The organism is Marinovum sp. 2_MG-2023 (genome assembly GCF_030548265.1).
GTDB lineage: Bacteria > Pseudomonadota > Alphaproteobacteria > Rhodobacterales > Rhodobacteraceae > Marinovum.
This window is the reverse complement of record NZ_JAUOSD010000001.1, coordinates 257791-283385: the sequence shown is the minus strand read 5'-3', so window position 1 is coordinate 283385 and position 25595 is coordinate 257791. Positions and strand designations below refer to the sequence as shown.

Sequence of the window (25595 nt, the reverse complement as noted above, 5' to 3'; positions counted from 1 at the left end):
ACGGCACCACATACGCCGATTTGATCAAAGCTCCCGGCGCGGCGAAGGCACATTCTGTGCGGCGGGAGCGTTATCATTAATATAATAAATTCAGAAGATTAGCGCCAAAACACGCCAGTTCCCCCGTCCTTTTCAGGCCTATTGTTCGAAAATGCGCAAGTCTTGCGCCCTGACACAAGTTTCTTCGATTTGTGAAGTCTCTAGGTCTTGGAACAACAGAAAACAGGTCAAGGAGGCATGACATGGGACTTTTGATTGACGGCGAATGGCATGACACGTGGTATGATACCAAGTCGACCGGCGGCAGCTTTGAACGTGCCGAGGCAAAATTTCGCAACTGGATTACCGCCGATGGCGCCCCCGGCCCCAGTGGCAAGGGCGGATTCCCGGCAGAATGTGGCCGCTACCATCTTTATGTGGGCTATGCATGCCCCTGGGCGCATCGGACGCTGATTTTTCGCGCGCTCAAGGGGCTGACGGAATATATTTCGGTATCGGTGGTGCATCCCGAAATGTTGGCGGATGGCTGGACCTTTGGCGATGACTTCGAAGGTGCCACCGGCGATCGGCTGTATGACAATGACTTTTTGCGGGATGTCTATCTACGTGCTGATCCCGGCATGACGGGCCGGGTGACGGTGCCGGTATTGTGGGACAAGGTGCAAAAAACCATTGTCAGCAATGAAAGCGCGGAAATCATCCGCATGTTCAACTCTGCATTCAACGAAGTGACCGGTAATACAGATGATTATTGGCCGGCACCGCTGCGCGACACCATCGCCCCGATCAATGACCGGATCTATGACACGTTGAACAATGGCGTCTACAAGGCGGGGTTTGCCACCACGCAATCGGCCTATGACGCGGCGATCCATCCGTTGTTTGACACGCTGGACTGGCTAGAGGACCACCTCGCGACCCACCGCTATCTGGCGGGCGATCGGGTGAGCGAAGCAGACTGGCGTTTGTTCACCACTCTGGTGCGCTTTGACATGGTGTATCACACCCATTTCAAATGCAATCTGCGCCAGATCGTCGACTACCCCAATCTTTGGGCGTATACGCGTGAATTGTATCAATGGCCCGGCGTCGCCGAGACCGTGCGGTTCGACCACATCACACGGCACTATTACTTCAGCCATGACAGCATCAATCCGCACCGGATTGTCCCTGTCGGGCCGTCACCCGATTTCAACGCCCCTCACGGGCGTGATGCGGGTGTGCCTGTGGCGGCATGATGTTCGACCAGCGCCGCCAGATCCTCTGGCGGCGTCGTGCTGGGCACCAAGGCGGCCGCATTTGCGCAATACTGAAAGATCGACCCATCCGAGAAAAAGCTGGTGTTGGTGACAAAGATCACCCGCGCCTTTGGCTGGCGATAGCTGGCAAAATCCGCCAGAGCCATGGCAGAGCCGCCCTCGATCAATAGGTTCATCACGATGACCTCGAAATTGGTGTCGGTCAGCGCCTGCACCGCTTCTTCATGCGATTGGGTCAACACAACGCGCACGCCAAACCGTTCCAGATGCCGTGCCCAGACAAGGCCAAGTGCCGGATCATCCTCTACGATAAGTACGTGCATGTGGTGACCTCAAAACCCCGGTATCAGCATTCCAGACAGCCCCCGGACCACACGGACCCTCGCCGCGCCAGGGTCCATTATGTCCTGGTGGGTTTTTTGGTGTCCGGACTAGCCTTGGCGAAATTCCCGTTCGCCCTGCACCACCCGATGCCTTTCAAGTATGTTTACCATATTTTCCGGATATTCCTAACAACTACTTAACGCCCGCCAGCACAAGACCCCGCCGCATTCCCATGATGCCCGGTCGATTGGCACAACGCCAAATTCCCGGCGAACTCACTTGTCTGGCGGTAGCGGGATGCTAGGTTGCAAAAAACAGTCAACTTTGAGGAACTCTTGATGGCAATTTTTCGCGGGATGGCCGCCCTTGGCCTGTGTATGACCCTGGCCACCCCGGCATTTGCCCAATCCAGCTGTGGTGGGTCGTTTTCGCAGTTCATCAAGGGGTTGAAATCCGAAGCCGCCAGCCATGGCCACACAACCGCCAGCATCGACAGGTTCTTTAGCGGTGTGCGCCAGGACAGCGCCGTCTTGCGGGCCGACAAACGCCAGGGCGTGTTTCAAATCCCTTTCGTCGATTTTGCCCGCCGCCTGATCAGCCAGAACCGGATCAACAACGGCCAAACCAATGGCCGCCGCTTTGACGCGGTGTTTGACCGGATGGAACAGGAATTTGGCGTCTCGCGGGGGGTGTTGTTGGCCTTTTGGGCATTTGAGACCGATTACGGCCAGATTCAGGGGGATTTCAACACGTTGAACGCGCTTGTCACCTTGGCGCATGACTGTCGTCGCCCCGAATTGTTCCGGCCACAGATCTTTGCCGCGCTTGAATTGTTTGAACGTGGCGCGTTTGATCCCGCCACTACCACCGGTGCCTGGGCGGGCGAAATCGGCATGGTTCAGATGTTGCCCGAAGACATCCTGACCAATGGGGTCGACGGCGATGGCGATGGTCTGGTCACGCTCAAGACCTCTGCCCCGGATGCGCTTTTGTCGGGGGCCAATATGCTGCGCGATCTTGGCTGGCGGGCGAATGAACCCTGGTTGCAGGAAGTGACGGTGCCGGGCGATCTTGACTGGTCCCTCACCGGTCTGGACCAACCACGCAGCACCGCCGATTGGGCGGCGATGGGCGTGCAGGTGCGCGAAGGGCGCGCAGCGGATCTGCCAGCCGCGCTGGTCCTGCCACAGGGACGCAAGGGGCCGGCGTTTTTCGCCTATCCCAATTTCAATGTCTATTTCGAGTGGAACAAAAGCTTTGTCTACGTCATGACCGCCGCCTATTTCGCCAACCGGCTGGAAGGGTCTACGGTGTTCAATGCGGGCAACCCCGAACCGGGCCTGTCCGGTGACCAGATGAAGGCATTGCAACGCAAGCTTCAGGCCATGGGGTATGACGTTGGCGAGATTGACGGCATCCTTGGCTCTGGCACACGCCACGCGGTGCAGGAAGTGCAGAAAAAGCTGGGAATGCCTGCCGATGCATGGCCGACACCGGCATTGTTGAACCGGCTCTGAGAACGCATTCCGGGGGGCCCGTGTGTGGTGAAGGGGGGCAGCCATTCGAACTGAATGAACCGCCAAATCACCTGCCCACTCTCGAAGTGGGACAGGTGTGGTCGCACAAAGCACCGAAACGGCCTGTCGGGTCAGACCTGTCTAGTAAACCGGGCCGGTCTGGTTAACCGGGCGGGCAAATCCCGGCACCTCAATTGCGCACCGGAAAGCGATCCCCCTTTTCGGTTATGACAACCAACCGATCCTGAGCATCGGTGATATAGGTGTCACAGCGGTTGAATCCATTGACAAATTCGATGCAGATCGTGCTATCGCCGGTCACCTTGTAATATCCATACCCGGTGCCGCCCTCGCCGGAATAGGTATATGTGTACCTGCCATCCGCATAATATTCCGCCTGACCGCCATCATAAAATTCGATGATCTTACCACGCAGGCGCAAATCCAGCGCCGAGGCCGCCAGGCTTTGATCGCCTTCCCGCCGCTCCCCGGTCTGGGCAAGAAGCGGGGCAGAAAGCACAGAGAAAACCAGCGATAAGGTCACAATCGGGCGCATGTCGGAACTCCATCATTTGCCCCGATCCTAACGGTTTGGTCACACAGGCCGAGACACGTTTACGCGACCAGCTTCTCTGCCTTTTGCAGATCGACAGACACCAATTGCGACACGCCCTGCTCCTGCATCGTCACGCCAAACAGCCGATCCATACGCGCCATCGTTACCGCATGGTGGGTGATGATCAGGAAACGGGTGTCGGTGCGGCGGCACATCTCGTCCAGCAGATCACAGAACCGGGTCACGTTGGCATCGTCCAGCGGCGCGTCAACCTCATCGAGCACACAGATCGGCGCAGGATTGGCCAGGAACACCGCAAAGATCAGCGCCAGCGCGGTCAGCGTCTGCTCCCCCCCCGACAAGAGCGACAGGGTCGACAGCTTCTTGCCCGGTGGCTGGCACATGATTTCGAGCCCCGCCTCAAGCGGATCGTCGCTTTCCACCAAGACCAAATTCGCCTCGCCACCGCCAAAAAGATGGGTGAACAACAGCGAGAAATTGCTGTTCACCTGCTCAAAGGCGGTCAACAGACGTTCACGCCCCTCGCGGTTCAGGCTGGAAATCCCATTGCGCAGGGTGCGCACGGCCTCTTCCAGATCGGTCTTTTCGCGCGACAGCGTGTCAAATTCTTCCTGCACTTCGCGGGCATCATCCTCGGCCCGCAAATTGACCGCGCCCAAGGCGTCGCGTTGCCGTTTCAGGCGGTTGACGTCGTCTTCGATCTTCTGCGCCGGCGGCATGTCGTCGGGGTTGGTGTCCAGCTTCTGCAACAGCTGGTCCGGCGTCACCTCTTGTTCGTCTTCGATCCGCGCGGCGGCGGCCTGGGCCGTTTCGATCGCAGCTTCGGCACGGGCCTTGGCACCGGCACGGGCCTCGCGCGCTTCGGATGCGGCGCGTTCGCTTTCGCGTTCGGCATGTTCCGCCGAACGCAGCAGGGTTTCGCAATCGGCCAATTGGTCTGCGGCGGTGCTGCGGCGATCCTCGGCGGTGATGATGCTGTCAGCCAATTCTTCGCGCTGGTTTGCAATCGCTTCGGGCACCAGCGCCGCTTCGGCCAATTCATCTTCGCTTGCCGCTTTGCGCGCACCCAATTCAGAGGTCCGTTTTTCGGCGGTTTCCAACCGGTGCCGCCAGCCCGAGAGCTCTTTTGCCACTTCCTGGCTGCGCCGGGTCCGGGCCTCGCCCTCGCGGCGCAATTCATCCAGGGCCGAACGTCGCGACATCATTGTCATGCGCGCGGCCTCGACCGTCATTCTGACATCATCCACCAGCGCGCGCGCCTCGTCCAGACGTGGTAGATCGGCCACCGCGCGTTCCGCTTCGCGCAGTTGCAACGCCGCCGCGCCGGTTTCGTCATCATGCCGCTGAACCGCCAACCCAAGGCTTTCCAACCGGCCCTCTGCCAGATTTTTGTCAGCCTCTGCGCGGTGTTTGGCGCGGCTGGCCTCGTTCAGGGCCTGATCGGCCAGACGACGGGCATCGCGCGCCTCTTTGTCGGCGCGGGTCAATTCGGCCAGACGTGCTGTCAGCGCCTCATGTGCACCACGGGCCGCCTCCATTCGGATTGTGGTGTCGTTCAGCGCCTGATTGAGCTCTTCCAAACGGTTCAATTGTTCCAGCCGCAGGGCCGCCGCCGAAGGCGCATCTTCGGCCCAGGCCCGATAGCCATCCCACCGCCAAAGATCGCCTTCGACGCTGACCAAACGCTGACCCGGCTGGAGCAGCGGTTGCAGACGGGGACCGTCGGCCTTTGCCACAAGGCCGATCTGCCCCATACGCCGGTTCAGAACCTCGGGCACGGTGACATGATCGGACAGGGCGGCAACCCCGCTCGGCAGCGCCTGAGGATCATCGTAATCCACCAGCGCGGCCCAGCCAGAGGGGCCTTCCGCCGTCACCTCGGGGGCGCGAAGATCGTCGGCCAATGCGGCGCCAAGCGCCTTTTCAAACCCCGGCTGGACCTGCAATTGATCCAGAATCTGACCACCTGCGGCGGTATCCCGATCCAACAGCTTGGCCAGCGCGCTGGTTTCAGCCGCCAGCGCCTTGGCCTCGCCCTCGGCTTCGGAGCGTTCGGCGCGGGCCTCGGCCTCGCGCGATTGCGCCTCGGTACGGGCATCATCGGCGGCGGCGAGCATGTCTTCGGCCCGTTCCGCCATCTCCTGGGCTGCGGTTTCCGCGTCATTGGCCTCGGCCTCGGCCTCGGCGGATTGTGCCAGTTTGGCGGCGGATTCGGCCATGGCGGCCCGGGCCTTTTCCGCCTCGGCCTGGCTACGGGTCTGGCGCTTGCGGCTGTCGTCCAGCATGCGTTGCGCCGATTGGTGACGCGCGGCCAAACGCGCCACATCCTCGGTCTGGAGCGCAAGATCTGCTTCACGCTCGGACAGAACCGAAGCGGCCTCTTGCGCCATGTCCGTGGCTTCCTGCATCTTTTCGCTGTGGCCGTCACCGGCCTTGGCCAGTTCGCGGGCCTCCCACTCTAGCCGTTCAATGGTTTCCCCGGCATCGCGGTTCAACCCGGCCTCGCGGTCAATGTCATGGCCAAGCTGCGAAATGCGGTTTTGCAAGGTCGCGATCTTGTCGCGGGCGCTGCTTTCCTGATCCGACAAGGCGTCGCGCTGGACCTGCAACCGTTGCAGGATCGCGGCGGCGATTGCCGCCTCTTCCCGTAGCGGCGGCAGGGCGGCATCCGCGTCCTGACGGGCCTTGGCGGCTTGCAGGGCCTCGGATTCGGCGCGGGCGGCGACGCTGATCATTTCGCGCAGCGCCTCTTCGGCCCGGAACCGGGCTTCATCGGCCTCTTTCCAACGACGATAAAGCAACAGACCCTCGGCCTGACGCAGATCGTTGCCGATGGCACGATAGCGTGCGGCCTGACGCGCCTGACGTGCCAATTGCCCCAATTGCGCCGCCAATTGTTCGATCACATCATCAACGCGCAGGAGATTGGCCTCGGTCCCCTTCAGCTTCAACTCTGCCTCGTGGCGGCGTTGGTACAGGCCTGAAATACCGGCCGCTTCTTCCAGAATACGGCGGCGGTTTTTCGGTTTGGCGTTGATCAATTCCGAAATCTGCCCCTGACGGACCAGCGCCGGGGAATGCGCCCCGGTCGAGGCATCAGCGAACAGCATCTGCACATCACGCGCGCGTACATCCTTGGCGTTGATCTTGTAGGCGCTGCCGACATCGCGGGTGATGCGGCGCACGACTTCAAGCCCGTCACTGTCGTTGAATCCGGCGGGCGCAAGCCGGTCGGAATTGTCCAGATGCAGCGCCACCTCGGCAAAATGACGCGCCGGACGGGACGCCGCGCCGGCAAAAATCACGTCTTCCATCCCGCCGCCGCGCATCGCCTTGGCCCGGTTTTCGCCCATAACCCAGCGCAGCGCTTCAAGCAGGTTGGATTTGCCGCAGCCATTGGGGCCAACCACGCCGGTCAACCCGTCCTTGATCAGAAGATCCGTCGGATCGACAAAGCTTTTGAACCCTGTCAGACGCAGTTTGGAAAAACGCAATGCTCGGCCCCCGCTGTGGCGCTGGTAATGGTCGACCCGGTGATTCCGGATTCGAACCATTCTGACGGGGGGGCTTGTGGTCTGTCAACGCCAGAACACAGGATATGGCTGTCAGCCGGCAGTTATCCACAATATATCGCGGGTTCGGCAGGATACCGCGCAATCCGCCATATCCCAAGACGCATTAGCCGATTCGCGCCTTCGCCCACAGGTTATCGACAGGAAAAGATCACATCGCTTTCCCCCCTGCTGTCCGGTGTAGAGACCGTTCCGGCACAGAATGTGCGGTGGCGGGGTTGCCGGGGCACCGGACGGCCATCGTTGCAATCAAGCCCGGCCAGCAGGACCGACGGGTCGCCCCGCACCCATGCCACATGGCAACCGGTGGCCTGCGCAATGGCCTGACTGCCGTTTTTGGCGACCTCCGACATCCGCGGTCGCCACATGGAATTGGTGCGGATCGCCTCGGCCAGGTTATCGCGTACCCGAATGTCAAAGGACATGCCGCCAACTGAACGTTGTAACGGGGCCACGCCCATATGGCGCAACCCCGGCGTGTCACAACAGGAGAGGATCAGGACCAAGGGAAACATAACAACCCATCTCATATCACCAGCCTAGCCACCGAAATGTTAATTTTGTCTTTACGCCCCCCCTGCCCTGCGGCGGCTTGGGGCCGGGGCTTGCCCTTGGCCCACGCGCGGTCATATAAACTGACCAATTCCCGGAGGAGCCATGCCGTTTCAACCTGTTCAGCCCGAAAAGCTCTCAACCGCAGTGACGCGCCAAATCGAAAAGCTGGTCCTGCGCGGCATTCTGCGCCCCGGCGACCGGCTGCCGGCGGAACGGGATATGGCGACCCGGCTTGGCGTCTCGCGCCCGTCGCTGCGGGATGCGATTGCCGAGCTTCAGACCAAAGGCCTGTTGACCAGCAAGGCAGGCGCCGGAATCTTTGTGGCCGATGTGCTTGGCTCTGCCTTTTCGCCGGCGCTGATCGACCTCTTCGCCCGGCATGACGATGCGGTGTTCGACTACCTCTCTTTTCGGCGCGACATGGAGGGGCTGGCGGCAGAGCGGGCCGCGACCCTGGGATCTGATACCGATCTGAAGGTGGTGCAAACGATCTATGACAAGATGGTCACCGCCCATGCCAAACGCGATCCGACGGACGAGGCGCAACTGGATGCCGATTTTCATCTTTCGATTATCGAGGCCAGCCATAATGTGGTCATGCTGCACATGATGCGATCCATGTACCAGCTCCTGCGCGAAGGGGTGTTTTACAACCGCCAGATCATGTTCAAACAGCGCCTGACACGCGACATGCTGCTGAACCAACATGCCGAGATCAACAGCGCACTGCAATCGCGCGATGGGACCGCAGCCCGCGCCGCCATCGAAAGCCATTTGGGCTTTGTCGAAACCGCCCTGCGCGACAATATCAAGGCGACGCAAAACGAAGAAATCGCGCAACAACGCTATGAACACGAACGCAGCCGCAAGGAATAACGCGCAACGCAGTGTCTGCCGCAGGTTTTTGGCAAAGCTGATCCAAGGATCGCCAAAGAAAAACGCCCGGACCAATAAGGACCGGGCGTTTTTTGTCATAGTGATTACGGGCGGCGCTTAGTGAAGCTTGTCACCCACAGTGGTAATCGCGTCGTCAATCAGTTTGCCCGCGCTGTCGGCGGTCATCTGCTTGGCAATCACCTCTTCCGCAGCGGCAACAGCGATGGACGCGGCGGTATCCCGCACGTCTTTGACTGCGCGCCCCTGGGCCATGGCGATCTGATCTTCCGCAGCAGCAACACGGCGGGCAATCGAAGCCTTCAAGTCTTGCTTGGCGCTTTCAGAAGCGATCCGGGCCTCTTCGCGTGCATGTTCGATAATACGCGTGGCCTGCTCCTGCACTTCCTGTTGCTTGCGCTCGTAAGAGGCCAGCAGAGTCTGTGCTTCTTCGCGGATCGACCGGGCTTCGTCCAGCTCGTCGCGAATGTCGTCAGCGCGTTTGTCGAGCATCCCGCCAAGCATTGCCGGAACCTTGAAATAAATCAGGATCGCAATGAACAGCAGGAATGCCAGCAGCACGATGAAGTTCGTGTTGGTCAGTGAAAAGAACGGACCTGTCGCGGCCAGCGCCGGACTGGCCATGATCAAGCCGGGGGCGATCAGCGCCAGTGTCTGTAGCTTGCGCATGTCTTACCCCTTCGTCCGCTGTGCCACGGCCGCGTCAATCGCCGCAGCATCGGCATTACCGCCGAGCACTTTGACGATCTCTGCTGCGGTGTCACGCGCAACTTCGACCACGTGTTCCATCGCACTTGCGCGGATTTCGGCAATCGCCGCTTCCGATTCCGCAGATTTGGCCGCGATTTCCGCATCGGCCTTGTCTGTGGCCAGTTTCAGTTCGGCAGCAATCTCGGCTTTGGTTTCCGCGATGATATTCTGTGCCTCGGCACGGGCATCCGCCAGTGCTTTGTCATAGGCTTGTTCTGCTTCACCTGCCTTGCGCTTCAGCTCTTCAGCCTTGGCAAGATCGTTGGTGATGGTTCCCTGACGTTCCGCCAGAACCGCAGCGATGCGCGGAAGCGCGATGCGGGACAGGACGAAATAGATCACAACAAGTGTGATCAGGAGCCAGAAAATCTGGTTGCCCCAGTGATCGAAATTCAGCTGCGGCATACCGGCGGAATCCGCCGAATGGGTTGCGACGCCGGTGGCATCGGCAAGCCCGTCAGCGGCATGGCCGGCTTCGGTTCCGTGCGTTTCTGTTGCCATGTCGTCCTCCTTGGGAAGTCCGGTTACCGTCGTTCGGGCGAAACAAGCCGCCCGAACGAGGCGTAAGGATCAGTCTTCCGTAAGGATTAAACGGCGAACATCAACAGCAGAGCGATCAGGAACGAAAAGATGCCCAGAGCTTCTGCAAACGCGATGCCGATGAAGAGTGTCGCTGTTTGCGACGCGGCTGCCGATGGGTTGCGCAGAGCGCCGGCAAGATAGTTGGCAGCAACGTTGCCAACACCCAGGGCTGCGATGCCTGTGCCGAGACCTGCAATGCCTGCGCCGATATGTGCGAGTTGACCTTCCATGGGTGTATCTCCTTACGATTGGAAGTTGAAATTCAGGGTTGTTCGAAGGATGCGCAATTGCTGCGCACCGCTGATTAGTGAGACGGGTGCAGCGCGTCCTTGAGGTACACGCACGTCAGGATCGTGAACACATAGGCCTGGATAAAGGACACCAGGATTTCCAGTCCGTACATTGCCGTGATGGCAAGAACCGACACCGGGCTGACAACGGCAAGTGCGGCAAAGCCTGCAAAAACCTTGATCACGGCGTGACCAGCCATCAGGTTACCGGCAAGACGAATTGAATGGCTGACCGGGCGCACGAAGTAGGAAATCACCTCGATCACCGCGAGAACCGGGCGCAAGGCCAGGGGCGCAGAGCTGACCCAGAAAAGGCCCAGAAACTTTGTGCCATGTTTGACAAAGCCAACAACCGTCACGGTGACAAATACCAGCAATGCCAGTACGATCGTGACCGCAAAATGCGATGTGGTGGTAAACGACAGCGGGATAAGCCCAAGGAAGTTGGACATCACAATGAACATGAACAGCGTCATGATGTAGGGAAAGAATGCCAAAGCATCTTTGCCCGCCACGTCTTCGACCATTTTATAGACAAGCCCATAGGCCATTTCGCCAATCGACTGGGACCGCGAAGGGATAATCGCGCGGCGCGACGTCCCCAGAACCATCAGCGCGATGACCGCCACAACAGCAATGAACATCCAGAGTGTTGCATTGGTGATCGTGAACATGCCGACATCGCTGCCGCCGAACAGCGGCTTGACGATAAACTGGTCCATCGGATGGAAAACCAGACCGCCCTCTTCTGCACCATGCGCTTCAGTCGCCATTTTTGTCCCTCTCGTCCTCGTCGGCTGTTTCAGCCGTTTTCGTCTTCTGGATCTCGTTCGCCGTGCGCATCATTGTTTGCACCCCGGCGGCAAAGCCCAGCAATGTGAACAGCACCAGGAAGATCGGCATTGTGCCAAACAGGCTGTCCAGCCCATACCCGATGCCAAAGCCGATCCCGAGACCGGCGACCAATTCAATCACCATTCGCCAAGCCATGTTTGCCTGGGAATAATGTTCCTCTTGATGGGGCTTGGCCTCTGTGCCCTTGAGCTTGGCAATTCGTGCGTCCAGCGCGTCTAGCCGCTTGCGATGCTCATGGTCTGGCAAGCTGATCCCCATCTTGTGTTCTGCCGATGTGCTAAGGCGCCACGCGCGCCGAGTCAACACGCGACGCGCGGTGGTGAAAATTCGATTAGACGGCTGTTTTAAAACAGTTTTTCACAAGCAAACACCCGGGCTGACAAAGCGCCGCAGGCCCAATGCAGTGCATTTGGGCCTGGCAGCTATATTCAACTGAATGGTTGATCTTGTATTTGGCTCAATGCGCCGTTGTCGCGCAGAGCATTTTGCGGGCCACGCAACGGGCCGCCCGCAAAGAAAGTCATATCGGCAAAGCCGGTCTTTTATGGTGTGCCGGTTGTCGAAGACGAGCTCGACGAGCTCGAGGAACCCGCGCCACCCAGGAGCAACAGGCCAAGGCCCGCCGCAGGTGCCAACCAGACGCCCGGTCCGGAACCAACCGCCACTTCGGTCGCGCAATCGTCACGCACCACGTCGGTCCGCTGGTTTGCGGCGCCTGGGCCCGACTCACCAAAACCTTGTGCTGCGACCTGATGGCCTGCGGCCACAACGACGTTGCCAACGCTCTGGGCCCGCGCTTGCGACAGGGCCTGGTTGTAGCTTGGCGAACCAACCGAGCTGGAAAATCCGTTGATCGCGATGATGCCTGTTTGTGCACCTTGCGCAAATGCGGCAATGGCGGCGGCCTGCGATCCAGTAGGTGTGGATACGTTAATGGGGAAGAATACGCTCAGCGTACAACCTTCCTGCTGCACACTTTGTGCAGAGGCGGCCGAAGCAAAATGAAGGCTGGCGGCAATAAGTGCAGCGCGAAATACGCTGTTTTTCGAAATCATGTCTGATCCTCTCGTCTGCTAGCGATACTGCTCACAAAATATTCCAAACCTCAGAAATTTCCAAACTTCAGAACACTGATTCGAACGTGTCCCAACCGCCCGTGCGCATCGCGTGGAGATTATCTTGAATTATTACCCTCAGGTCAATGACAGTTGCACCAAGTCGGCGAAAGCCTGCTACTTGACCGCAACACTTTGGGCGTCTACGCCATCAGGCGTGACACCAACGCTATCACTTGACGCGGTTTTTGCCGCCCTCGCCGATCCAACCCGGCGTGCCATCCTGTCCATGTTGCTGGAGGATGACATGGCCGTCACTGATGTGGCAGAGCCATTCGAGATGTCACTTGCCGCGATTTCCAAGCATTTGGCGATCCTGACTCGGTCTGGGTTGATCAGTCAAGAGAAACGTGGCCGGGTGAAATGGTGCAAGCTGGAACCAGACGCGCTGCGCGATGCATCGGTGTGGATGCAGGGCTTTGGCCAGTTCGAGCCGGTGAACCTTGAGGATTTCGAGAGATTTTTGGCCAAAGAGCTGCCGGAACAAGACGACGCCTAGATCGGCGTTCGACGCCCGTCCCGGCCGTTTTCGCGTCGCAACAAGACCAACAAAGCGGCAATCGTCAGCCCGACACCACCCAGAATCAGGGGCGGCGGCGTGCCGTGGCCCAAAGCGGCCTCCCACAGCAACACCCAGGATGGCGTCAGATAGGTGTAGGCCATGACCTTTGACGCCGGCAATCGCAGCGAGGCCACCTGAAGCAACATGAAACTGAAGGCCGTGGAAAAAACCACCAGATACCCCAACGTGAGCCAGACAAGACCCGGCAGTTCGCCCCAGCGCGTCGCACGGACGTCAGACCAGCCGTAGATCCCGATCATGATCGCCCCGGCAATCAGAATTCCGGTGGTGAACACCAATGGCGGCTCGCCCCGGTTGAGCCTTGCCAGCAACGGAATATAGACCGCGTGACACAGACATCCGAGGAAATAAATTGCTTCGCCTTCGCCAATTTCGAACCGCAGCAAGGTGGCAATGTCGCCCTGAAAGATGACCCAAAGCGCGCCCATGGCGCCGATCCCAAGTCCAAGGGCAATCGGCCCTGTCAGGATCTGGCGCAACAAGAGATAGCCAAATCCCGCCGCCATCACCGGTGTCAGCGTGAAAACCGCGGCGGCGCTGACCGGCGTGGCGGTCTTCAGACCATGGAACATCAAGATGAAATAGGTTCCGAAAAACCCGGCCAACAGGAAATAGCGCCAGGGGGCCGTGACGTGGGATCGGCGGAATTGCCCGGTGGCCGCCGCCATCGCCCCCGTCACAACCGCCGCCAAAGCAAAGCGCGCGAATTGAAGCGCCGCCGGCGCGATGTCATTCGCCGCCATCACGCCAAGTGAAAACGACCCCGCCACCAGCGCCGAAAACACCAACATGGCCAAATGGCCCTTGGTCGCCTCAGTCACCCGCGGTACAGGTTTTTTCCCATTCCCGCGCGCGCGCCTTGAGAAAATTCAAAAACGCCTGAACCTTGGCGGCGCGGTGCAAATCCACATGGGTCACCAGCCACAATTGCGTCGCCCATTCCTCGCGTTGGGGCATGACCTGAACCAGCTTCTCATGCCGCTTGGCCTCGTACACCGGCACAAAGCCAATGCCCGCCCCGGCCAGAACCGCCTCGGTCAAGGCACGCATGTCGCTGCTGCGGAACACGATAGAGCTTTCGGGCACCTGTTCGTTGAGCCAGCGAAAGATCGGGGCGCGGCTGCGCATTTCATCATGACTGACCAGCCGGTGCCCCGCCAGATCCGCATCGCTTTGCGGCATGCCATGCGCCTCGACGTAATCGCGACTGGCATAAAGCGCAAAGGGATGGCGAAAGAAGGGTTGCACCACATTGTCGGGCTGCTCCGGCGCCGATCCCGCCCGGATGGCCACATGAGCCTCGCCATATTCCAGCCGGAACAACCGGTCGCCGGTCAAATACCGCAGGATCACATCGGGGTATTCACGTTGAAAGTCCGCCATCACCGGCGCGAATTGCGTCGACATGCCAACAAGCGAGGTCACAACCAATTCGCCGGCCACCCCTTCACCGCGGCCTTTGATCCGCCCTTGCAGCTGATTGAACTGATCTTCGGTGGCCTGCGCCACCCGCAAAAGATCCTCTCCCGCTTCGGTCGGGGTGTAGCCGCGAGCATGGCGCTGAAACAGTTTTGCCCCCATCTGCGCCTCCAGCGCGTCAATGTGGCGAATGACTGTGGCGTGGTGCACCCCCAGAACTTCGGCGGCCCCGCTGACGGTGCCCTTGATCGCCACTTGATAGGCGGTGCGCACCTCACTCCAATTGTCCATGATGTCCTCGCAAGAAAATTCACTGTGCGTCAAATCACATAACCTGTTAATTTGACGATATTGCGTTCGATGATGCAATAGCCAAATGTGGGGCATGACACTGGATATTTCCAACCCCGGAGAGAAAAAATGACGTCCCAAACTGTTTTGCGCATCGACGCATCCGCCCGCAAGTCAGGCTCGGCCACCCGCGCCCTGACCGACAATCTTGTGCAATCCCTGGCCCCGACAAAGGTCATCACGCGCGATCTGGCCGACACGCCATTGCCGCAGATTGACGAAACCTGGGTTGGTGCGAATTTCACACCCGCCGATGACCGCACCGATGCCCAGGTGACACGCCTGGCGCAATCCGATGCTCTGGTTGCCGAATTGCAGGCGGCAGATACAATTGTCATCGGCCTGCCGGTCTATAACTTTTCCATTCCCGCCGCGCTCAAGGCCTGGATCGACCTTGTGGCCCGCGCCGGCGTGACATTCCGTTACACCGCCGAAGGCCCCGAAGGTCTCTTGACCGGGAAAAAGGTTGTCGTGGGCTTTGCCTCTGGCGGTGTGCCGCTGGGCTCGGACTATGACTTTGCCTCGAAATACCTGACGCATGTTCTGGGATTCCTTGGGCTGACGGATGTGAAATTCGTGACTGAAAACGCCGAAACCCCTGACAGCGGTGATGTGGCGGCTTAACCGCCACGCCCCTTCAGTACGGGGCAAACCCTCACTCACCCTCGACCCTCCCCCAATGACCTCCTCCATGACCTCCGGGCCGCGCAGATTTTCCTGCGCGGCCCGATTTGCCTTTGCGCCGCGCCCGCTTGACTCTGCCATGTCAAACCCGTAGGTCTGCAGCCAATACCCGGAAGATTTATCCCTTCCGGTCCCTTGGGCTATGCCCGGGATCGCCTCCCACCAGCGCGTTGCGCCCGTGGGAGCGTTTGTGCTTTGAGGGGTCGCATCTTATGTGTGCGGTCAACGGAAACAGATCAGGAGGCATCGTGCCCCATGTTTGAAAATCTGTCTGAACGCCTGTCCGGCGTCTTTGACCGCCTGACCAAACAGGGCGCGCTTTCGGCTGATGATGTAAAGACCGCCCTGCGCGAGGTCCGCGTCGCCCTGTTGGAGGCTGACGTATCGCTGCCCGTCGCGCGCGATTTCATCAAAGCGGTCGAGGCCAAGGCCACCGGCGCCGCCGTCACCAAATCGGTCACACCGGGCCAGCAGGTCGTCAAGATTGTGCACGACGCGCTGATTGATACGCTCAAGGGCGAAGGCGAACCCGGCACGCTGAAGATCGACAACGCCCCTGCCCCGATCCTGATGGTCGGTTTGCAAGGTTCCGGTAAGACCACAACCACTGGCAAACTGGCCCGGCGGTTGCGCGAACGGGATGGCAAAAAGGTTTTGATGGCCTCGCTCGACATCTATCGCCCGGCGGCGATGGAGCAGCTCGCGGTGCTGGGCAAACAGGTTGGCGTTGATACGCTGCCGATCGTCAAAGGCGAAAGCGCGGTCCAGATCGCCAAACGTGCCAAGCAACAGGCGACGCTGGGCGGCTATGACGTCTATATGCTCGACACCGCCGGGCGTTTGCAGATCGACCAGACCTTGATGCAAGAGGTCGAGGATGTGCGCGACGCGGTCGACCCGCGCGAAACGCTGCTGGTGGTCGATGGTCTGACCGGTCAGGTCGCGGTCGAAGTGGCCGAAGAATTCGACGGCAAGATCGGCATTTCCGGTGTCGTCCTGACGCGGATGGACGGCGATGGCCGTGGCGGTGCGGCGCTTTCGATGCGTGCGGTCACCGGCAAGCCAATCAAATTCGTCGGTCTCGGCGAAAAGATGGACGCGCTCGAAACATTCGAACCAGAGCGGATTGCCGGCCGAATCCTCGGCATGGGCGACATCGTCGCGCTGGTGGAAAAGGCGCAGGAAACGCTGGAGGCCGAACAGGCCGAGCGGATGATGAAACGCTTTTCCAAAGGCCAGTTCAACTTCAACGATCTCAAGATGCAAATCGAACAGATGATGAAGATGGGCGGCATGGAAAGCATGATGTCGATGATGCCCGGCATGGGCAAAATGGCGAAACAGGTCGAAGAATCCGGTTTCGACGACAAGGTTCTGCGCCAGCAGGTCGCCCTCATCAATTCGATGACCAAAACAGAACGCGCCAACCCGCAACTGCTTCAGGCCAGCCGCAAAAAGCGGATCGCCAAGGGCGCGGGCATGGAAGTGTCCGAATTGAACAAGCTTCTGAAAATGCAGCGCCAGATGGGCGACATGATGAAGAAGATGGGCAAAATGGGCAAAGGCGGCATGCTGAAACAGGCGATGCGCGGCATGTTCGGTGGCAAGGGCGGTCTTCCGCCCGAAATGGCCCAGGGCATGGACCCCAAAGCGCTGGAGGCCGCAGCCAAACAGATGGGCGCCAAAGGCGGCCTTCCCGGCGGCCTCGGCGGTCTTGGTGGTCTGGGCGGCGGCGCGGCCCTGCCCCCCGGTCTTTCGGGATTTGGCAAAAAGAAATGACGACCTTCGCCCAATACCCTTGCGGTTGGCGCAGGCATGACCTTGCCACGACCGAGGCAGATCAATGACCGTGTTGTCCGTCGACATTCCCGTGATCGAGACCGAGCGGCTGATCCTGCGCGCACCGCAGGAAAGCGATTTCGAGGCGCATGCCACATTCATGGCCAGCGACCGATCGCATTTCATCGGCGGCCCGACAGATCGTTATCAGGCATGGCGCGGGTTTTCCTCGGCATTGGGGCATTGGATGCTGCGCGGCTATGGCGGATGGACCATGACGCTCCAATCTGACGGCACCCCGGTCGGGCGCAGTGGCTATATCTTTGGCGAAGGCTGGCAAGAGCCGGAAATCGGTTGGCACGTCTATGGCGCGTTTGAGGGCAAAGGCTATGTCTTTGAAGCCGCAGAGGCGATTTTGAAGATCGGTCCAGCCAAATTCGGCTTGGACAAAGTGATCTCTTACATTGATCCGGCCAACACCCGGTCCGCGGCGCTGGCCGAACGGTTGGGTGCGGTGCTGGAATGCAAAAGCGAATTGCTGGGCAAGCCCTGCAATATCTATCGTCACCGCTCTTATGCGGGGGGGGAATAGATGCCGCTGTCGCAAATTCCCGTGCTGGAAACCCGACGTCTGGTGCTGCGTGGCCCAGAGGCCGAGGATTACCCGGACTTCAAAGCCACCTTCAGCTCCTATCGGTCGCGTTTCATGGGCGGGCCGCTGAATGCCTATGAGGCCTGGATGCTGTATGCCGCCGAGATCGGCCATTGGCAGATCCGCGGCTATGGCATGTGGATGGTCCATTTGAAGGACAGCGACGAAACCGTTGGCATGGCCGGTCATTGGAAACCCGCGAAATGGCCCGAGGCGGAAATCGCCTGGATCATCTGGCCGGATCGTGCCGGGCGCGGTTTTGCGCTGGAGGCAACCCATGCGGTGCGCGCCCATGCCTATGACGTGCTCGGATGGAAGACGGCGGTCAGCTATCTTGATCCGAAAAACCTCGACAGTATTCGTCTGGCCGAACGGCTGGGGGCGCATAAAGACCGCGACGCCCAGACGGTGGATGGCGGCGATGTGGTTTATCGCCATCCAACCCCGGACGCCCTGAACGGAACCCAGCTGGCCCATGGCATCGACATGGAGATCAGCCACTACGCCGATCCGCTTTTTACGCCGAAAGGATATGCACTTGACTGATCCTGTCACCCGCGCCGCGACGTTGCTCAAGGGCCACCGCGAAAGCATCGACCGACTTGACGCAATCCTGGTCTATACGCTGGGCGAGCGGTTCAAACACACCCAGGCCGTTGGCGTTCTGAAGGCCGAACACGACCTGCCCCCTTCCGACCCGGACCGCGAAGCCCAGCAAATCGCGCGACTGGAGGATTTGGCACTTCGGGCCGATCTCGACCCGGATTTCGCCAAGAAGTTCCTGAACTTCGTCATCGCTGAAGTCATTCAGCACCACAAACAGCACCAGAGCTGATCGACGCTGGTGCCCCTCTGATCTGACCGGCATGCCGCCGATCAAACACGCCATTCAAAGGAGAAACTCACAATGGCCATCAAAATTCGTCTCGCCCGCGGCGGCTCGAAAAAACGTCCCTTTTACCGCATCGTGGCCTCCGACAGCCGCATGCCGCGCGATGGTCGTTACATCGAACGTCTGGGCACCTATAACCCGCTGCTGCCGAAAGACAGCGAAGAGCGCGTGAAAATGGACCTGGAGCGCGTGCAATACTGGCTCGGCCAGGGCGGCCAGCCCACCGACCGCGTGGCCCGTTTCCTGGAAGCGGCCGGCGTTCTGGAGAAGAAAGAGCGCGCCAACCTGAAAAAAGGTGAGCCGGGCAAGAAAGCTCAGGAACGCGCTGAAGAAAAAGCCGCCAAGGCAGCTGAAGCGGCCGAAGCCGCTGCCGCACCGGCAGAAGACGCCGCCGCAGAATAAGCTGTGGTTCTGGGCCCGGACGACATGTCCGGGCCTTTTGCAAAGCGATATCTGACTTGCGCCTGATCCGATTGATCTTTTTTGTCGCGACTGCGTTTGTGGCCGGTATGCTGTTCGAACGTTCCGAACAGCACGGGGCATGTGAATCGTCAGGCGGGCAATGGGTGCGCGCTGGCTACTGCGGAGAGGGTACACAATGACCGAACTGGTCTGTGTTGGGGCAATTGCCGGCGCTTTTGGCGTCCACGGCGAGGTGCGGATCAAAAGCTTTACCGCAGAGCCGCTTGCCATTGCCGATTACGGCCCGTTGTTTACCGAAGATGGCGGGCGCAGTTTTGATCTTGTGCTGGATCGCGCGGTCAAGAACGGCTTTGCCGCGCGTTTGTCGGGCGTGCTGACCAAAGAGGCCGCTGATGATCTGCGCGGGGTTCAGCTTTTTGCCCCAAGAGATCGCTTGCCCGATTTGCCGGATGATGAATTCTACCATGCCGATCTGATCGGGATGACGGTGCAGGACACCGGCGGTGCCGTATTGGGCACGGTCAAAGCGGTGCACAACCACGGCGCCGATGATCTGCTGGAAATTCACGGACCGGGATTGAAGACCACCGTGCTGTTGCCGTTCACCCGCGCCGCTGTGCCCACCGTGGATATGGCCACCGGGCGCATCGTGGCCGACCCGCCAATCGGATTGTTTCCCGACGCGGACCCGGCTTAACCCGCGGATTGCGGCGCAAACGCCCCATGTGTTTGCAGGGCCAACAGACGCGCCAGATGCTGCGCCCGCACCGGGCCACGATCCTGCATTTGCGCCGGGATGGCGGCCCAGGCCTTCAACAACCGATGACGGGTATAGAATTCGGCGACGTCCTGTTCCAACCCTTTATAATGTCGTGAAAAAGACCGTCGCCATGCACCGGGCATCAGGCCCGGTTGCCCCGGCAATTCCGGCAGATACAACACCAGATCTGCCCAAATCTCTCCGACATCGCGGCCCACCGGATGCTGTGCCAGATTTTCGAAATCAATCCCGGTGATCCTGTCGCCATCAAACAGCAGATTTGCCAGCGTCATGTCCCCGTGCAACACCGCGCGGCGCACAGTGCGCCCCTGCAGCGTCTCTGCCGCAGCGCGCAGTGCCTGATACGCGGCAGCATATCCCGCAGCCTCGGCACATTCCGGTGCCATGGGCAGACGCCCTAACGCGCCCAGCGGATCGAACCGCCCCAGGCTGGTGTCGCGTGCGACATGAAAGCGATGCAGCCAAGCGCCGGCCTGCATCATGATCCTGTCCGGGCTTGTTCCTGTCTGCAACGCCCGGCGCCCCGACTGGCCCGGCACAAAGTCCAGCAAAAACGCGCGCTCGTCCTCGGCAAAGCCCAGCAGGCGCTGCGCCTTCAGATCGCTTTGTTCGCGGAAAATGCGCCCGGCCTGACGATGCGCCCGCACGATGCGACGAAACCGCGCCAGATCCGTGCCGGGAAACTGCTTCACCACATCGCGCCGGACCCGCCAGACATTGGGGGCCAGCCCCTCGACATCATCGACGGGCAGATCCGGGCGCAACGCGGCCCAAGCCGCCATTGGAAGGGTGTTCAAGATCATTCCGTCCTTTTGACGTGAAATCCCGGCACGCGCAATTTCTTCGGCCCTTCCCCCCGACCATCCGCCGCGCTAAGGAGCGATCATGACACAGGACCGCCCCACCCCACCGACGAAATCCCATGGCCGCAAGGCCGTGCGCCCCACGTTGAAACCCGAACCCCTGATGGGTGACACCGCCGACCTACACGGGGTCTGGCGGGCCACGATCATCACCTTGTTTCCGGATCTGTTTCCCGGCGTGCTGGGCGGGTCGCTGACCGGACGCGCGTTGAAAGACGGGCTGTGGCAAATGGATACCGTCAACCTGCGCGATTTCGGCGAGGGCAAACACCGCAATGTCGATGACACCCCGGCCGGTGGCGGCGCGGGGATGGTTCTGCGCCCCGACATCATGGGCCGGGCGATCGACCATGCAATGCGCAAAGGTCCGGGGCCGCTGATCTATCTGTCGCCGCGTGGCCGCCGTTTTGATCAGACCATGGCCAAAAGCCTGGCCACCACCCCCGGTGCGGTGTTCATCTGTGGCCGGTTCGAAGGTCTGGACCAGCGGGTGATCGACCACTATGGCATCACCGAGGTCAGCCTTGGTGATTTTGTCATGACCGGCGGCGAAATCGCGGCACAGGCGATGATTGACGCCACTGTGCGGCTTTTGCCCGGCGTGCTGGGCAATGAGGCCAGCGCCGAAGAAGAAAGCTTCTCTGACGGGTTGCTGGAACATCCGCAATTCACCAAACCCGCCGAATGGCAGGGCCACAAGATCCCGGATGTGTTGCTGTCCGGCCATCACGGTGAAATTGCCAAATGGCGCCACGCCCAAGGCCAGGCCATAACCCGCGCCCGCCGTCCCGATCTTTGGCAGGCCTGGCAAAAGCGCCAGGAAAACGAGCCCCCTGAATAGAAGCTGCTTTATCGCCCTGTCCGTGCTATCCTGTGCCTGTTTTTGCACGCATTAAAAAAGGGGAACAGGATGGCACTTTCACTGCAAGTACTTTACCCGGCGACCGATGGCACCACTTTCGATATGGACTATTACCTTGGCACCCATATCCCGATGGTGGGCGAACACATGGGCGCATTCATCGAAAACGTGCTGGTGACCAAGGGTCTGGGCGGCGGTGCCCCCGATGCCCCGGCGCAATACCATGCGGTTGCGACAATGACATTTGCCGACAAGGATGCATTGAATGCGGCATTGGCCGCGGCCCCGCCAGTGGTGGCCGATATCGCCAATTTCACCAATGTCGAACCACAGATGATGGTTGGCGAAGTCATCGCCTGACGTCTTTGCCCCGATGGCCCGGATCGACGGTCTTTTTCCTTGTATACGCGGCCATTCTCTGGTTTACCGCGCCCATCCCGCGCCTTGCTGGTCCCATGCCGATTCCTGCCTTCTTCTGGCAGGGGATGCACAGACCACGAAGCCAGACGCGTGATACGAGACTAGCAAAGCCGACCTGATCTCTGGCGGGCGTGATGACACGGACCCGAAAGAAGACCGAGAGCTCTGAGGCCGACCAACTTCACGGACCAACCGTGAGCCAGATAGGAGCCGATCACATGAACCTGATCGCACAACTCGAGGCGGAACAAATCGCCTCGCTCGGGAAGGACATTCCCGATTTCAAGGCCGGCGATACCATTCGCGTCGGCTATAAAGTGACCGAAGGCACACGCACCCGTGTGCAGAACTACGAAGGCGTCTGCATCAGCCGTAAAAACGGCGACGGCATTGCCGGTTCCTTCACCGTTCGCAAGATTTCGTTTGGCGAAGGCGTGGAACGTGTGTTCCCGCTGTTTTCGACCAACATCGACAGCATCACCGTGGTCCGCCGCGGCCGTGTCCGTCGCGCGAAGCTGTACTACCTGCGCTCGCGTCGCGGCAAATCGGCCCGTATCGCCGAAGATGCAACATACAAGCCCAAGGCCGCCAAGGCCGGGGCCGAAGCGTAAGGAGCGGGCAGATGAAGCAAGAGATCCATCCCCAATACCACGTCATCGACGTCAAAATGACCGATGGCACCGTGGTTCAGATGCGCACCACCTGGGGCAAAGAAGGCGACACCATGACGCTGGATATTGACCCGACGGCTCACCCGGCGTGGAACGGCGGCTCGACCCGTCTTCTCGACCAGGGCGGTCGCGTTTCGAAGTTCAAAAAGAAATACGAGGGGCTTGGGTTCTAAGAACCCAAACCACGCCATGCAAATACGCAAGGCTGCCCCCGGATCATCCGCGGGGCAGCCTTTTTCTTTTGGCCCTCGTTTACGTTTACACCCTATTTTGTGAAAGCGAGGTTTTCATGCAAACCGTTTCAAGCGATATCTCCCCCCGCCCCTCACTAATGCGCGAAGCGCTGGTGCTGGCGGCGTTGATCATTCCCGGCCCCTTTGCCATTGACATGTTCCTGCCGGCGATGCCCGACATCACCCGCGATCTAGGCACGTCCATTGCCGCCACCCAGATGACATTGACCGCCTATTTCATGGCCTTCGGTCTGGCGCAGATGGCCTATGGCCCCTGGTCCGATGCCGCGGGCCGCAAAAAGCCGCTGTACCTTGGGCTGGTGATCTTTCTGATCGGCACATTGGCCTGCACCTTTGCCACCTCCATTGGCCTGCTGATCGCAGCGCGGGTGTTTCAGGCCCTGGGCGCTGCGGTCTTGATGGTGGTGCCCCGTGCCATCATCCGCGATCGCCACACCGGCGAAAGCGCGACCCGGCTGATGGCCTTGGTCATGTTGGTGATGTCCGTCTCTCCCATGCTGGCACCGCTTGCAGGCTCGCTGCTGATGGGCTTTGGCGGCTGGCGGGTGATCTTTGGCGTGCTGGCCCTGGCGGCGGCACTGGCGCTGTTTCTGACGTTCCGGACCTTGCCGGAAACGCTCGCGACACAGGACCGCCGCCCGGTCAATGCCGCCAGCATGATGGCCGGCATCCGCCAATTGTCGCGCGACCGCAGCTTCATGGGCCTGACGTTGGTCGGCGGCTTCGGCATGGCCAGCTTCTTTGTCTATATCGCCATGGCCCCGTTTGTCTTTACCGGCGCTTACGGGCTCAGCCCACAGCAATTCAGCCTCGCCTTTGCCGTCAACGCGGTTGGCTTCTTCCTCGCGTCACAGGCCGCCGCCGGTCTGGGCGCCCGGTTTGGCGCCACCCGCGTGGTGGTGATCGCCACCTGTGGCTTCGCGACCTTTGCCACCTTGCTCGGCATCTGGGCCGCCCTGGCCCCCTTGCCAATGGTCGGCCTGATCCTCGGACTGGCCCTGGGCAATGCCTGCCTCGGATTGGTAATCCCCACCGCAATGGTGCTCGCGCTTGAGGATCACGGCCCCATGGCGGGGCTGGCCTCCTCTTACGGTGGCACGTTGCAAATGGTGATCGGCGGCGGAATGATTGGCGTCACCGGCATCTTCTTTGATGGCTCCCCCGCCCGCCTGATCCTGGCAATCCTGATCTGCGCCGCACTGGCGGTGATTTCTGTGATCGCCACCCGCCCAAAGGCCGCTCTGCCAGCCTAGGCAGCGACGAACAAAAACACCGGCCTGCCCCACCCTATTCAGGTTCATCCGGGGCAGGCCTTTCATCTGACAAGAAATATCCCGGGGGTTTGGGGGCTGGCCCCCAACCTGTCGACACGCCCCGGCGTGGCGAAAAAACCACCGCAAAGCTGGCCCCGGCGGCGCCCCACAAGATTTCCCGCAGGAAACCACACCGCCCCTCTTGCTCCCCACCCGACTTGATGGGAAGAAGCAGGAAAATCTGAACAACCCACTGAACATAAGACTGGCCCAAGGTTCGGGAAAATTCCCGGGCTTCTCTGGCCAGACCTAAAGGCAAAGGGGCAGCGCCATGGCGCATCTCATCGTGGTCGGCAATGAAAAAGGCGGCGCAGGCAAATCGACCGTGTCCATGCATGTGGCCACGGCCCTTGCGCGGATGGGGCACCGTGTTGGCGTGCTTGACCTTGACCTGCGGCAGAAAACCTTTGGCCGCTACATGCACAACCGCAGCAGCCATATGGCCGAAATCGGCCTGAGCCTGCCGTCGCCGTACTACCTCGATCTGCCAGATCGGGCCAATGGCGCCACCGGTGACGACACCAGACTGCACGACGCCCTTGCCACCCTGCACCCGAACAATGATTTCATCCTGATCGACTGTCCGGGGTCGCACACCAAACTCAGCCAGACCGCGCATGCGATGGCCGACACCTTGGTCACACCGCTGAACGACAGCTTCATCGACTTTGACCTGCTGGCCCATATCGACACCTCCGGCGAAAACATCACCGGGCCCTCCGTCTATTCCGAAATGGTCTGGCGGGCGCGGCAGATGCGGGCACAGGCCGGACAGAAACCGATTGACTGGATCGTGCTGCGCAACCGCGTCGGGTCTCAGCAGATGGTCAACAAGATGAAGATGGAAAACGCGGTCGCGCGGCTGGCCAAACGCATCGGCTTCCGCGTCGGGCCCGGGTTCTCCGAACGGGTTGTCTTTCGCGAATTGTTCCCCCGTGGATTAACGCTGTTGGACCTGCGCGATGCGGGCGTGCGGCAACTCAACATGTCCAACATCGCTGCCCGCCAGGAATTGCGCGAATTGATCAAGGCGCTGAACCTGCCCAGTGTGACCGTCGATTTCTAGCGCCACCCAATAGATCGCAGACAGATCCACCCGGAAAATCTTGGATTTCCGGGGTGTATCTTACCATCTGGCGCGGTTTGTACGCACTGCCGCCCCTCCCCGCACAGGCTTATCCAATAGGCTCTGTAACAGCTATGCCTAGGGCGGTGTCGCGATTGCGCACGGCGACACGGATGTGGAGTTCCGCGACCTGCCGGTCGAAGTCGCGCGCTTTCAGAGATTGGCCCAGTCTCTCAAGACAATGCATCTTGCTCTCAACGCGACTCCGGCGGTGGTTGCCGCTCGGCGGTGG

General features: G+C 60.2%; 31 protein-coding genes and 1 pseudogene. 18 read left to right on the top strand and 14 right to left on the bottom strand.

The window, feature by feature from the left end:
* The first annotated feature begins 242 nt into the window (after nucleotides 1-242).
* Nucleotides 243-1238, top strand: a complete 996-nt coding sequence (locus tag Q4577_RS01425; RefSeq protein ID WP_303466928.1) for a glutathione S-transferase family protein — start codon at nucleotides 243-245, stop codon at nucleotides 1236-1238.
* On the opposite strand, the gene Q4577_RS01420 is transcribed toward Q4577_RS01425, so the two are convergent.
* The gene (locus tag Q4577_RS01420; RefSeq protein ID WP_244686043.1) at nucleotides 1202-1582 is read right to left on the bottom strand and encodes a response regulator transcription factor; all 381 of its coding nucleotides are present in this window, start codon (nucleotides 1580-1582) and stop codon (nucleotides 1202-1204) included. The genes Q4577_RS01425 and Q4577_RS01420 overlap by 37 nt on opposite strands.
* Before the next feature lie 339 nt (nucleotides 1583-1921).
* On the opposite strand from Q4577_RS01420, the gene Q4577_RS01415 reads away from it, so the two are divergent.
* Entirely contained in the window at nucleotides 1922-3100 is a 1179-nt protein-coding gene (locus tag Q4577_RS01415; protein ID WP_303466931.1) for a lytic murein transglycosylase, read from the top strand.
* A gap of 190 nt (nucleotides 3101-3290) precedes the next feature.
* On the opposite strand, the gene Q4577_RS01410 is transcribed toward Q4577_RS01415, so the two are convergent.
* From Q4577_RS01410 to Q4577_RS01400, 3 genes are all read right to left on the bottom strand, one after another.
* Nucleotides 3291-3656, bottom strand: a complete 366-nt coding sequence (locus tag Q4577_RS01410; RefSeq protein WP_303466932.1) for a hypothetical protein — start codon at nucleotides 3654-3656, stop codon at nucleotides 3291-3293.
* Nucleotides 3657-3715: 59 nt separating this feature from the next.
* On the bottom strand, nucleotides 3716-7171 hold the full coding sequence (gene smc / locus Q4577_RS01405) for a chromosome segregation protein SMC (protein WP_303466934.1): 3456 nt from the start codon (nucleotides 7169-7171) through the stop codon (nucleotides 3716-3718).
* A gap of 212 nt (nucleotides 7172-7383) precedes the next feature.
* Nucleotides 7384-7764, bottom strand: coding sequence for a hypothetical protein (locus Q4577_RS01400; protein ID WP_303466936.1), 381 nt, complete (start codon nucleotides 7762-7764; stop codon nucleotides 7384-7386).
* A gap of 142 nt (nucleotides 7765-7906) precedes the next feature.
* On the opposite strand from Q4577_RS01400, the gene Q4577_RS01395 reads away from it, so the two are divergent.
* Entirely contained in the window at nucleotides 7907-8680 is a 774-nt protein-coding gene (locus Q4577_RS01395) for a FadR/GntR family transcriptional regulator (protein WP_303466937.1), read from the top strand.
* Nucleotides 8681-8797: 117 nt separating this feature from the next.
* Here the strand turns inward: Q4577_RS01395 and Q4577_RS01390 are convergent, their stop codons facing one another.
* From Q4577_RS01390 to Q4577_RS01380, 3 genes are all read right to left on the bottom strand, one after another.
* A complete protein-coding gene (locus Q4577_RS01390) occupies nucleotides 8798-9367 on the bottom strand; it encodes a F0F1 ATP synthase subunit B (RefSeq protein ID WP_303466939.1) in 570 nt (189 codons plus the stop codon).
* Nucleotides 9368-9370: 3 nt separating this feature from the next.
* Nucleotides 9371-9949, bottom strand: a complete 579-nt coding sequence (locus tag Q4577_RS01385) for a F0F1 ATP synthase subunit B' (protein ID WP_303466941.1) — start codon at nucleotides 9947-9949, stop codon at nucleotides 9371-9373.
* A gap of 86 nt (nucleotides 9950-10035) precedes the next feature.
* Nucleotides 10036-10239, bottom strand: a complete 204-nt coding sequence (locus Q4577_RS01380; RefSeq protein WP_368397463.1) for a F0F1 ATP synthase subunit C — start codon at nucleotides 10237-10239, stop codon at nucleotides 10036-10038.
* Between Q4577_RS01380 and Q4577_RS23705 the strand changes: the two genes are divergently transcribed.
* Nucleotides 10168-10338, top strand: a complete 171-nt coding sequence (locus Q4577_RS23705) for a four-helix bundle copper-binding protein (protein WP_368397462.1) — start codon at nucleotides 10168-10170, stop codon at nucleotides 10336-10338. The two genes, Q4577_RS01380 and Q4577_RS23705, sit on opposite strands and share 72 nt — an antisense overlap.
* On the opposite strand, the gene Q4577_RS01375 is transcribed toward Q4577_RS23705, so the two are convergent.
* The 3 genes from Q4577_RS01375 to Q4577_RS01365 form a co-directional block, all read right to left on the bottom strand.
* Complete coding sequence (locus Q4577_RS01375; protein ID WP_244686030.1) at nucleotides 10335-11093, bottom strand: F0F1 ATP synthase subunit A; 759 nt, start codon at nucleotides 11091-11093, stop codon at nucleotides 10335-10337. The genes Q4577_RS23705 and Q4577_RS01375 overlap by 4 nt on opposite strands.
* Entirely contained in the window at nucleotides 11083-11421 is a 339-nt protein-coding gene (locus tag Q4577_RS01370; RefSeq protein ID WP_244686027.1) for an AtpZ/AtpI family protein, read from the bottom strand. The genes Q4577_RS01375 and Q4577_RS01370 overlap by 11 nt, the downstream gene beginning before the upstream one ends.
* A gap of 296 nt (nucleotides 11422-11717) precedes the next feature.
* On the bottom strand, nucleotides 11718-12230 hold the full coding sequence (locus tag Q4577_RS01365) for an OmpA family protein (RefSeq protein ID WP_303466948.1): 513 nt from the start codon (nucleotides 12228-12230) through the stop codon (nucleotides 11718-11720).
* 217 nt (nucleotides 12231-12447) lie between these two features.
* On the opposite strand from Q4577_RS01365, the gene Q4577_RS01360 reads away from it, so the two are divergent.
* Entirely contained in the window at nucleotides 12448-12789 is a 342-nt protein-coding gene (locus Q4577_RS01360) for a metalloregulator ArsR/SmtB family transcription factor (RefSeq protein ID WP_244686355.1), read from the top strand.
* Here the strand turns inward: Q4577_RS01360 and Q4577_RS01355 are convergent.
* Both Q4577_RS01355 and Q4577_RS01350 read right to left on the bottom strand, forming a co-directional pair.
* A complete protein-coding gene (locus Q4577_RS01355) occupies nucleotides 12786-13694 on the bottom strand; it encodes a DMT family transporter (protein ID WP_303466951.1) in 909 nt (302 codons plus the stop codon). The two genes, Q4577_RS01360 and Q4577_RS01355, sit on opposite strands and share 4 nt — an antisense overlap.
* Entirely contained in the window at nucleotides 13687-14583 is an 897-nt protein-coding gene (locus tag Q4577_RS01350) for a LysR family transcriptional regulator (protein ID WP_244686021.1), read from the bottom strand. The genes Q4577_RS01355 and Q4577_RS01350 overlap by 8 nt, the downstream gene beginning before the upstream one ends.
* A 129-nt stretch (nucleotides 14584-14712) precedes the next feature.
* On the opposite strand from Q4577_RS01350, the gene Q4577_RS01345 reads away from it, so the two are divergent.
* The 7 genes from Q4577_RS01345 to rimM all read left to right on the top strand — a co-directional run bounded on the left by Q4577_RS01345 (nucleotide 14713) and on the right by rimM (nucleotide 19770).
* Nucleotides 14713-15267, top strand: coding sequence for an FMN-dependent NADH-azoreductase (locus Q4577_RS01345; protein ID WP_303466955.1), 555 nt, complete (start codon nucleotides 14713-14715; stop codon nucleotides 15265-15267).
* 315 nt (nucleotides 15268-15582) lie between these two features.
* Entirely contained in the window at nucleotides 15583-17106 is a 1524-nt protein-coding gene (ffh, locus tag Q4577_RS01340; RefSeq protein WP_303466956.1) for a signal recognition particle protein, read from the top strand.
* A 64-nt stretch (nucleotides 17107-17170) separates the two neighbouring features.
* On the top strand, nucleotides 17171-17698 hold the full coding sequence (locus Q4577_RS01335; RefSeq protein ID WP_303466958.1) for a GNAT family N-acetyltransferase: 528 nt from the start codon (nucleotides 17171-17173) through the stop codon (nucleotides 17696-17698).
* Nucleotides 17699-18304, top strand: a complete 606-nt coding sequence (locus Q4577_RS01330; protein ID WP_303466960.1) for a GNAT family N-acetyltransferase — start codon at nucleotides 17699-17701, stop codon at nucleotides 18302-18304. It abuts the gene before it with no gap.
* Nucleotides 18297-18593 carry a chorismate mutase gene (locus Q4577_RS01325; RefSeq protein ID WP_244686015.1) on the top strand — a complete coding sequence of 99 codons (297 nt, stop codon included), beginning with the start codon at nucleotides 18297-18299 and terminating at the stop codon, nucleotides 18591-18593. Before Q4577_RS01330 ends, Q4577_RS01325 begins: the two co-directional genes overlap by 8 nt.
* A gap of 72 nt (nucleotides 18594-18665) precedes the next feature.
* Nucleotides 18666-19052, top strand: a complete 387-nt coding sequence (gene rpsP, locus Q4577_RS01320; protein WP_244686013.1) for a 30S ribosomal protein S16 — start codon at nucleotides 18666-18668, stop codon at nucleotides 19050-19052.
* A gap of 196 nt (nucleotides 19053-19248) precedes the next feature.
* On the top strand, nucleotides 19249-19770 hold the full coding sequence (gene rimM / locus Q4577_RS01315) for a ribosome maturation factor RimM (RefSeq protein WP_303466962.1): 522 nt from the start codon (nucleotides 19249-19251) through the stop codon (nucleotides 19768-19770).
* Here the strand turns inward: rimM and Q4577_RS01310 are convergent.
* Complete coding sequence (locus Q4577_RS01310) at nucleotides 19767-20651, bottom strand: phosphotransferase (protein WP_303466965.1); 885 nt, start codon at nucleotides 20649-20651, stop codon at nucleotides 19767-19769. The genes rimM and Q4577_RS01310 overlap by 4 nt on opposite strands.
* An 88-nt stretch (nucleotides 20652-20739) precedes the next feature.
* Here Q4577_RS01310 and trmD point away from each other — a divergent pair, with 88 nt between their 5' ends.
* The 6 genes from trmD to Q4577_RS01280 all read left to right on the top strand — a co-directional run bounded on the left by trmD (nucleotide 20740) and on the right by Q4577_RS01280 (nucleotide 25303).
* Nucleotides 20740-21558, top strand: coding sequence for a tRNA (guanosine(37)-N1)-methyltransferase TrmD (gene trmD / locus Q4577_RS01305; protein WP_244686006.1), 819 nt, complete (start codon nucleotides 20740-20742; stop codon nucleotides 21556-21558).
* Nucleotides 21559-21627: 69 nt separating this feature from the next.
* Nucleotides 21628-21939 (top strand): EthD family reductase, encoded by a 312-nt coding sequence (locus Q4577_RS01300; RefSeq protein WP_244686004.1) that lies wholly within the window; start codon nucleotides 21628-21630, stop codon nucleotides 21937-21939.
* Between the two features lie 278 nt (nucleotides 21940-22217).
* Complete coding sequence (gene rplS / locus Q4577_RS01295) at nucleotides 22218-22610, top strand: 50S ribosomal protein L19 (RefSeq protein WP_244686001.1); 393 nt, start codon at nucleotides 22218-22220, stop codon at nucleotides 22608-22610.
* 11 nt (nucleotides 22611-22621) lie between these two features.
* Nucleotides 22622-22843 (top strand): 50S ribosomal protein L31, encoded by a 222-nt coding sequence (gene rpmE / locus Q4577_RS01290; protein WP_244685998.1) that lies wholly within the window; start codon nucleotides 22622-22624, stop codon nucleotides 22841-22843.
* Nucleotides 22844-22959: 116 nt separating this feature from the next.
* Nucleotides 22960-24177, top strand: coding sequence for a multidrug effflux MFS transporter (locus tag Q4577_RS01285; RefSeq protein ID WP_244685996.1), 1218 nt, complete (start codon nucleotides 22960-22962; stop codon nucleotides 24175-24177).
* Between the two features lie 331 nt (nucleotides 24178-24508).
* Complete coding sequence (locus Q4577_RS01280; RefSeq protein ID WP_303466988.1) at nucleotides 24509-25303, top strand: division plane positioning ATPase MipZ; 795 nt, start codon at nucleotides 24509-24511, stop codon at nucleotides 25301-25303.
* 109 nt (nucleotides 25304-25412) lie between these two features.
* Here Q4577_RS01280 and Q4577_RS01275 read toward each other — a convergent pair.
* Nucleotides 25413-25586, bottom strand: a pseudogene (locus tag Q4577_RS01275) (IS5/IS1182 family transposase); the annotation flags it as partial.
* Nucleotides 25587-25595 lie beyond the last annotated feature (9 nt).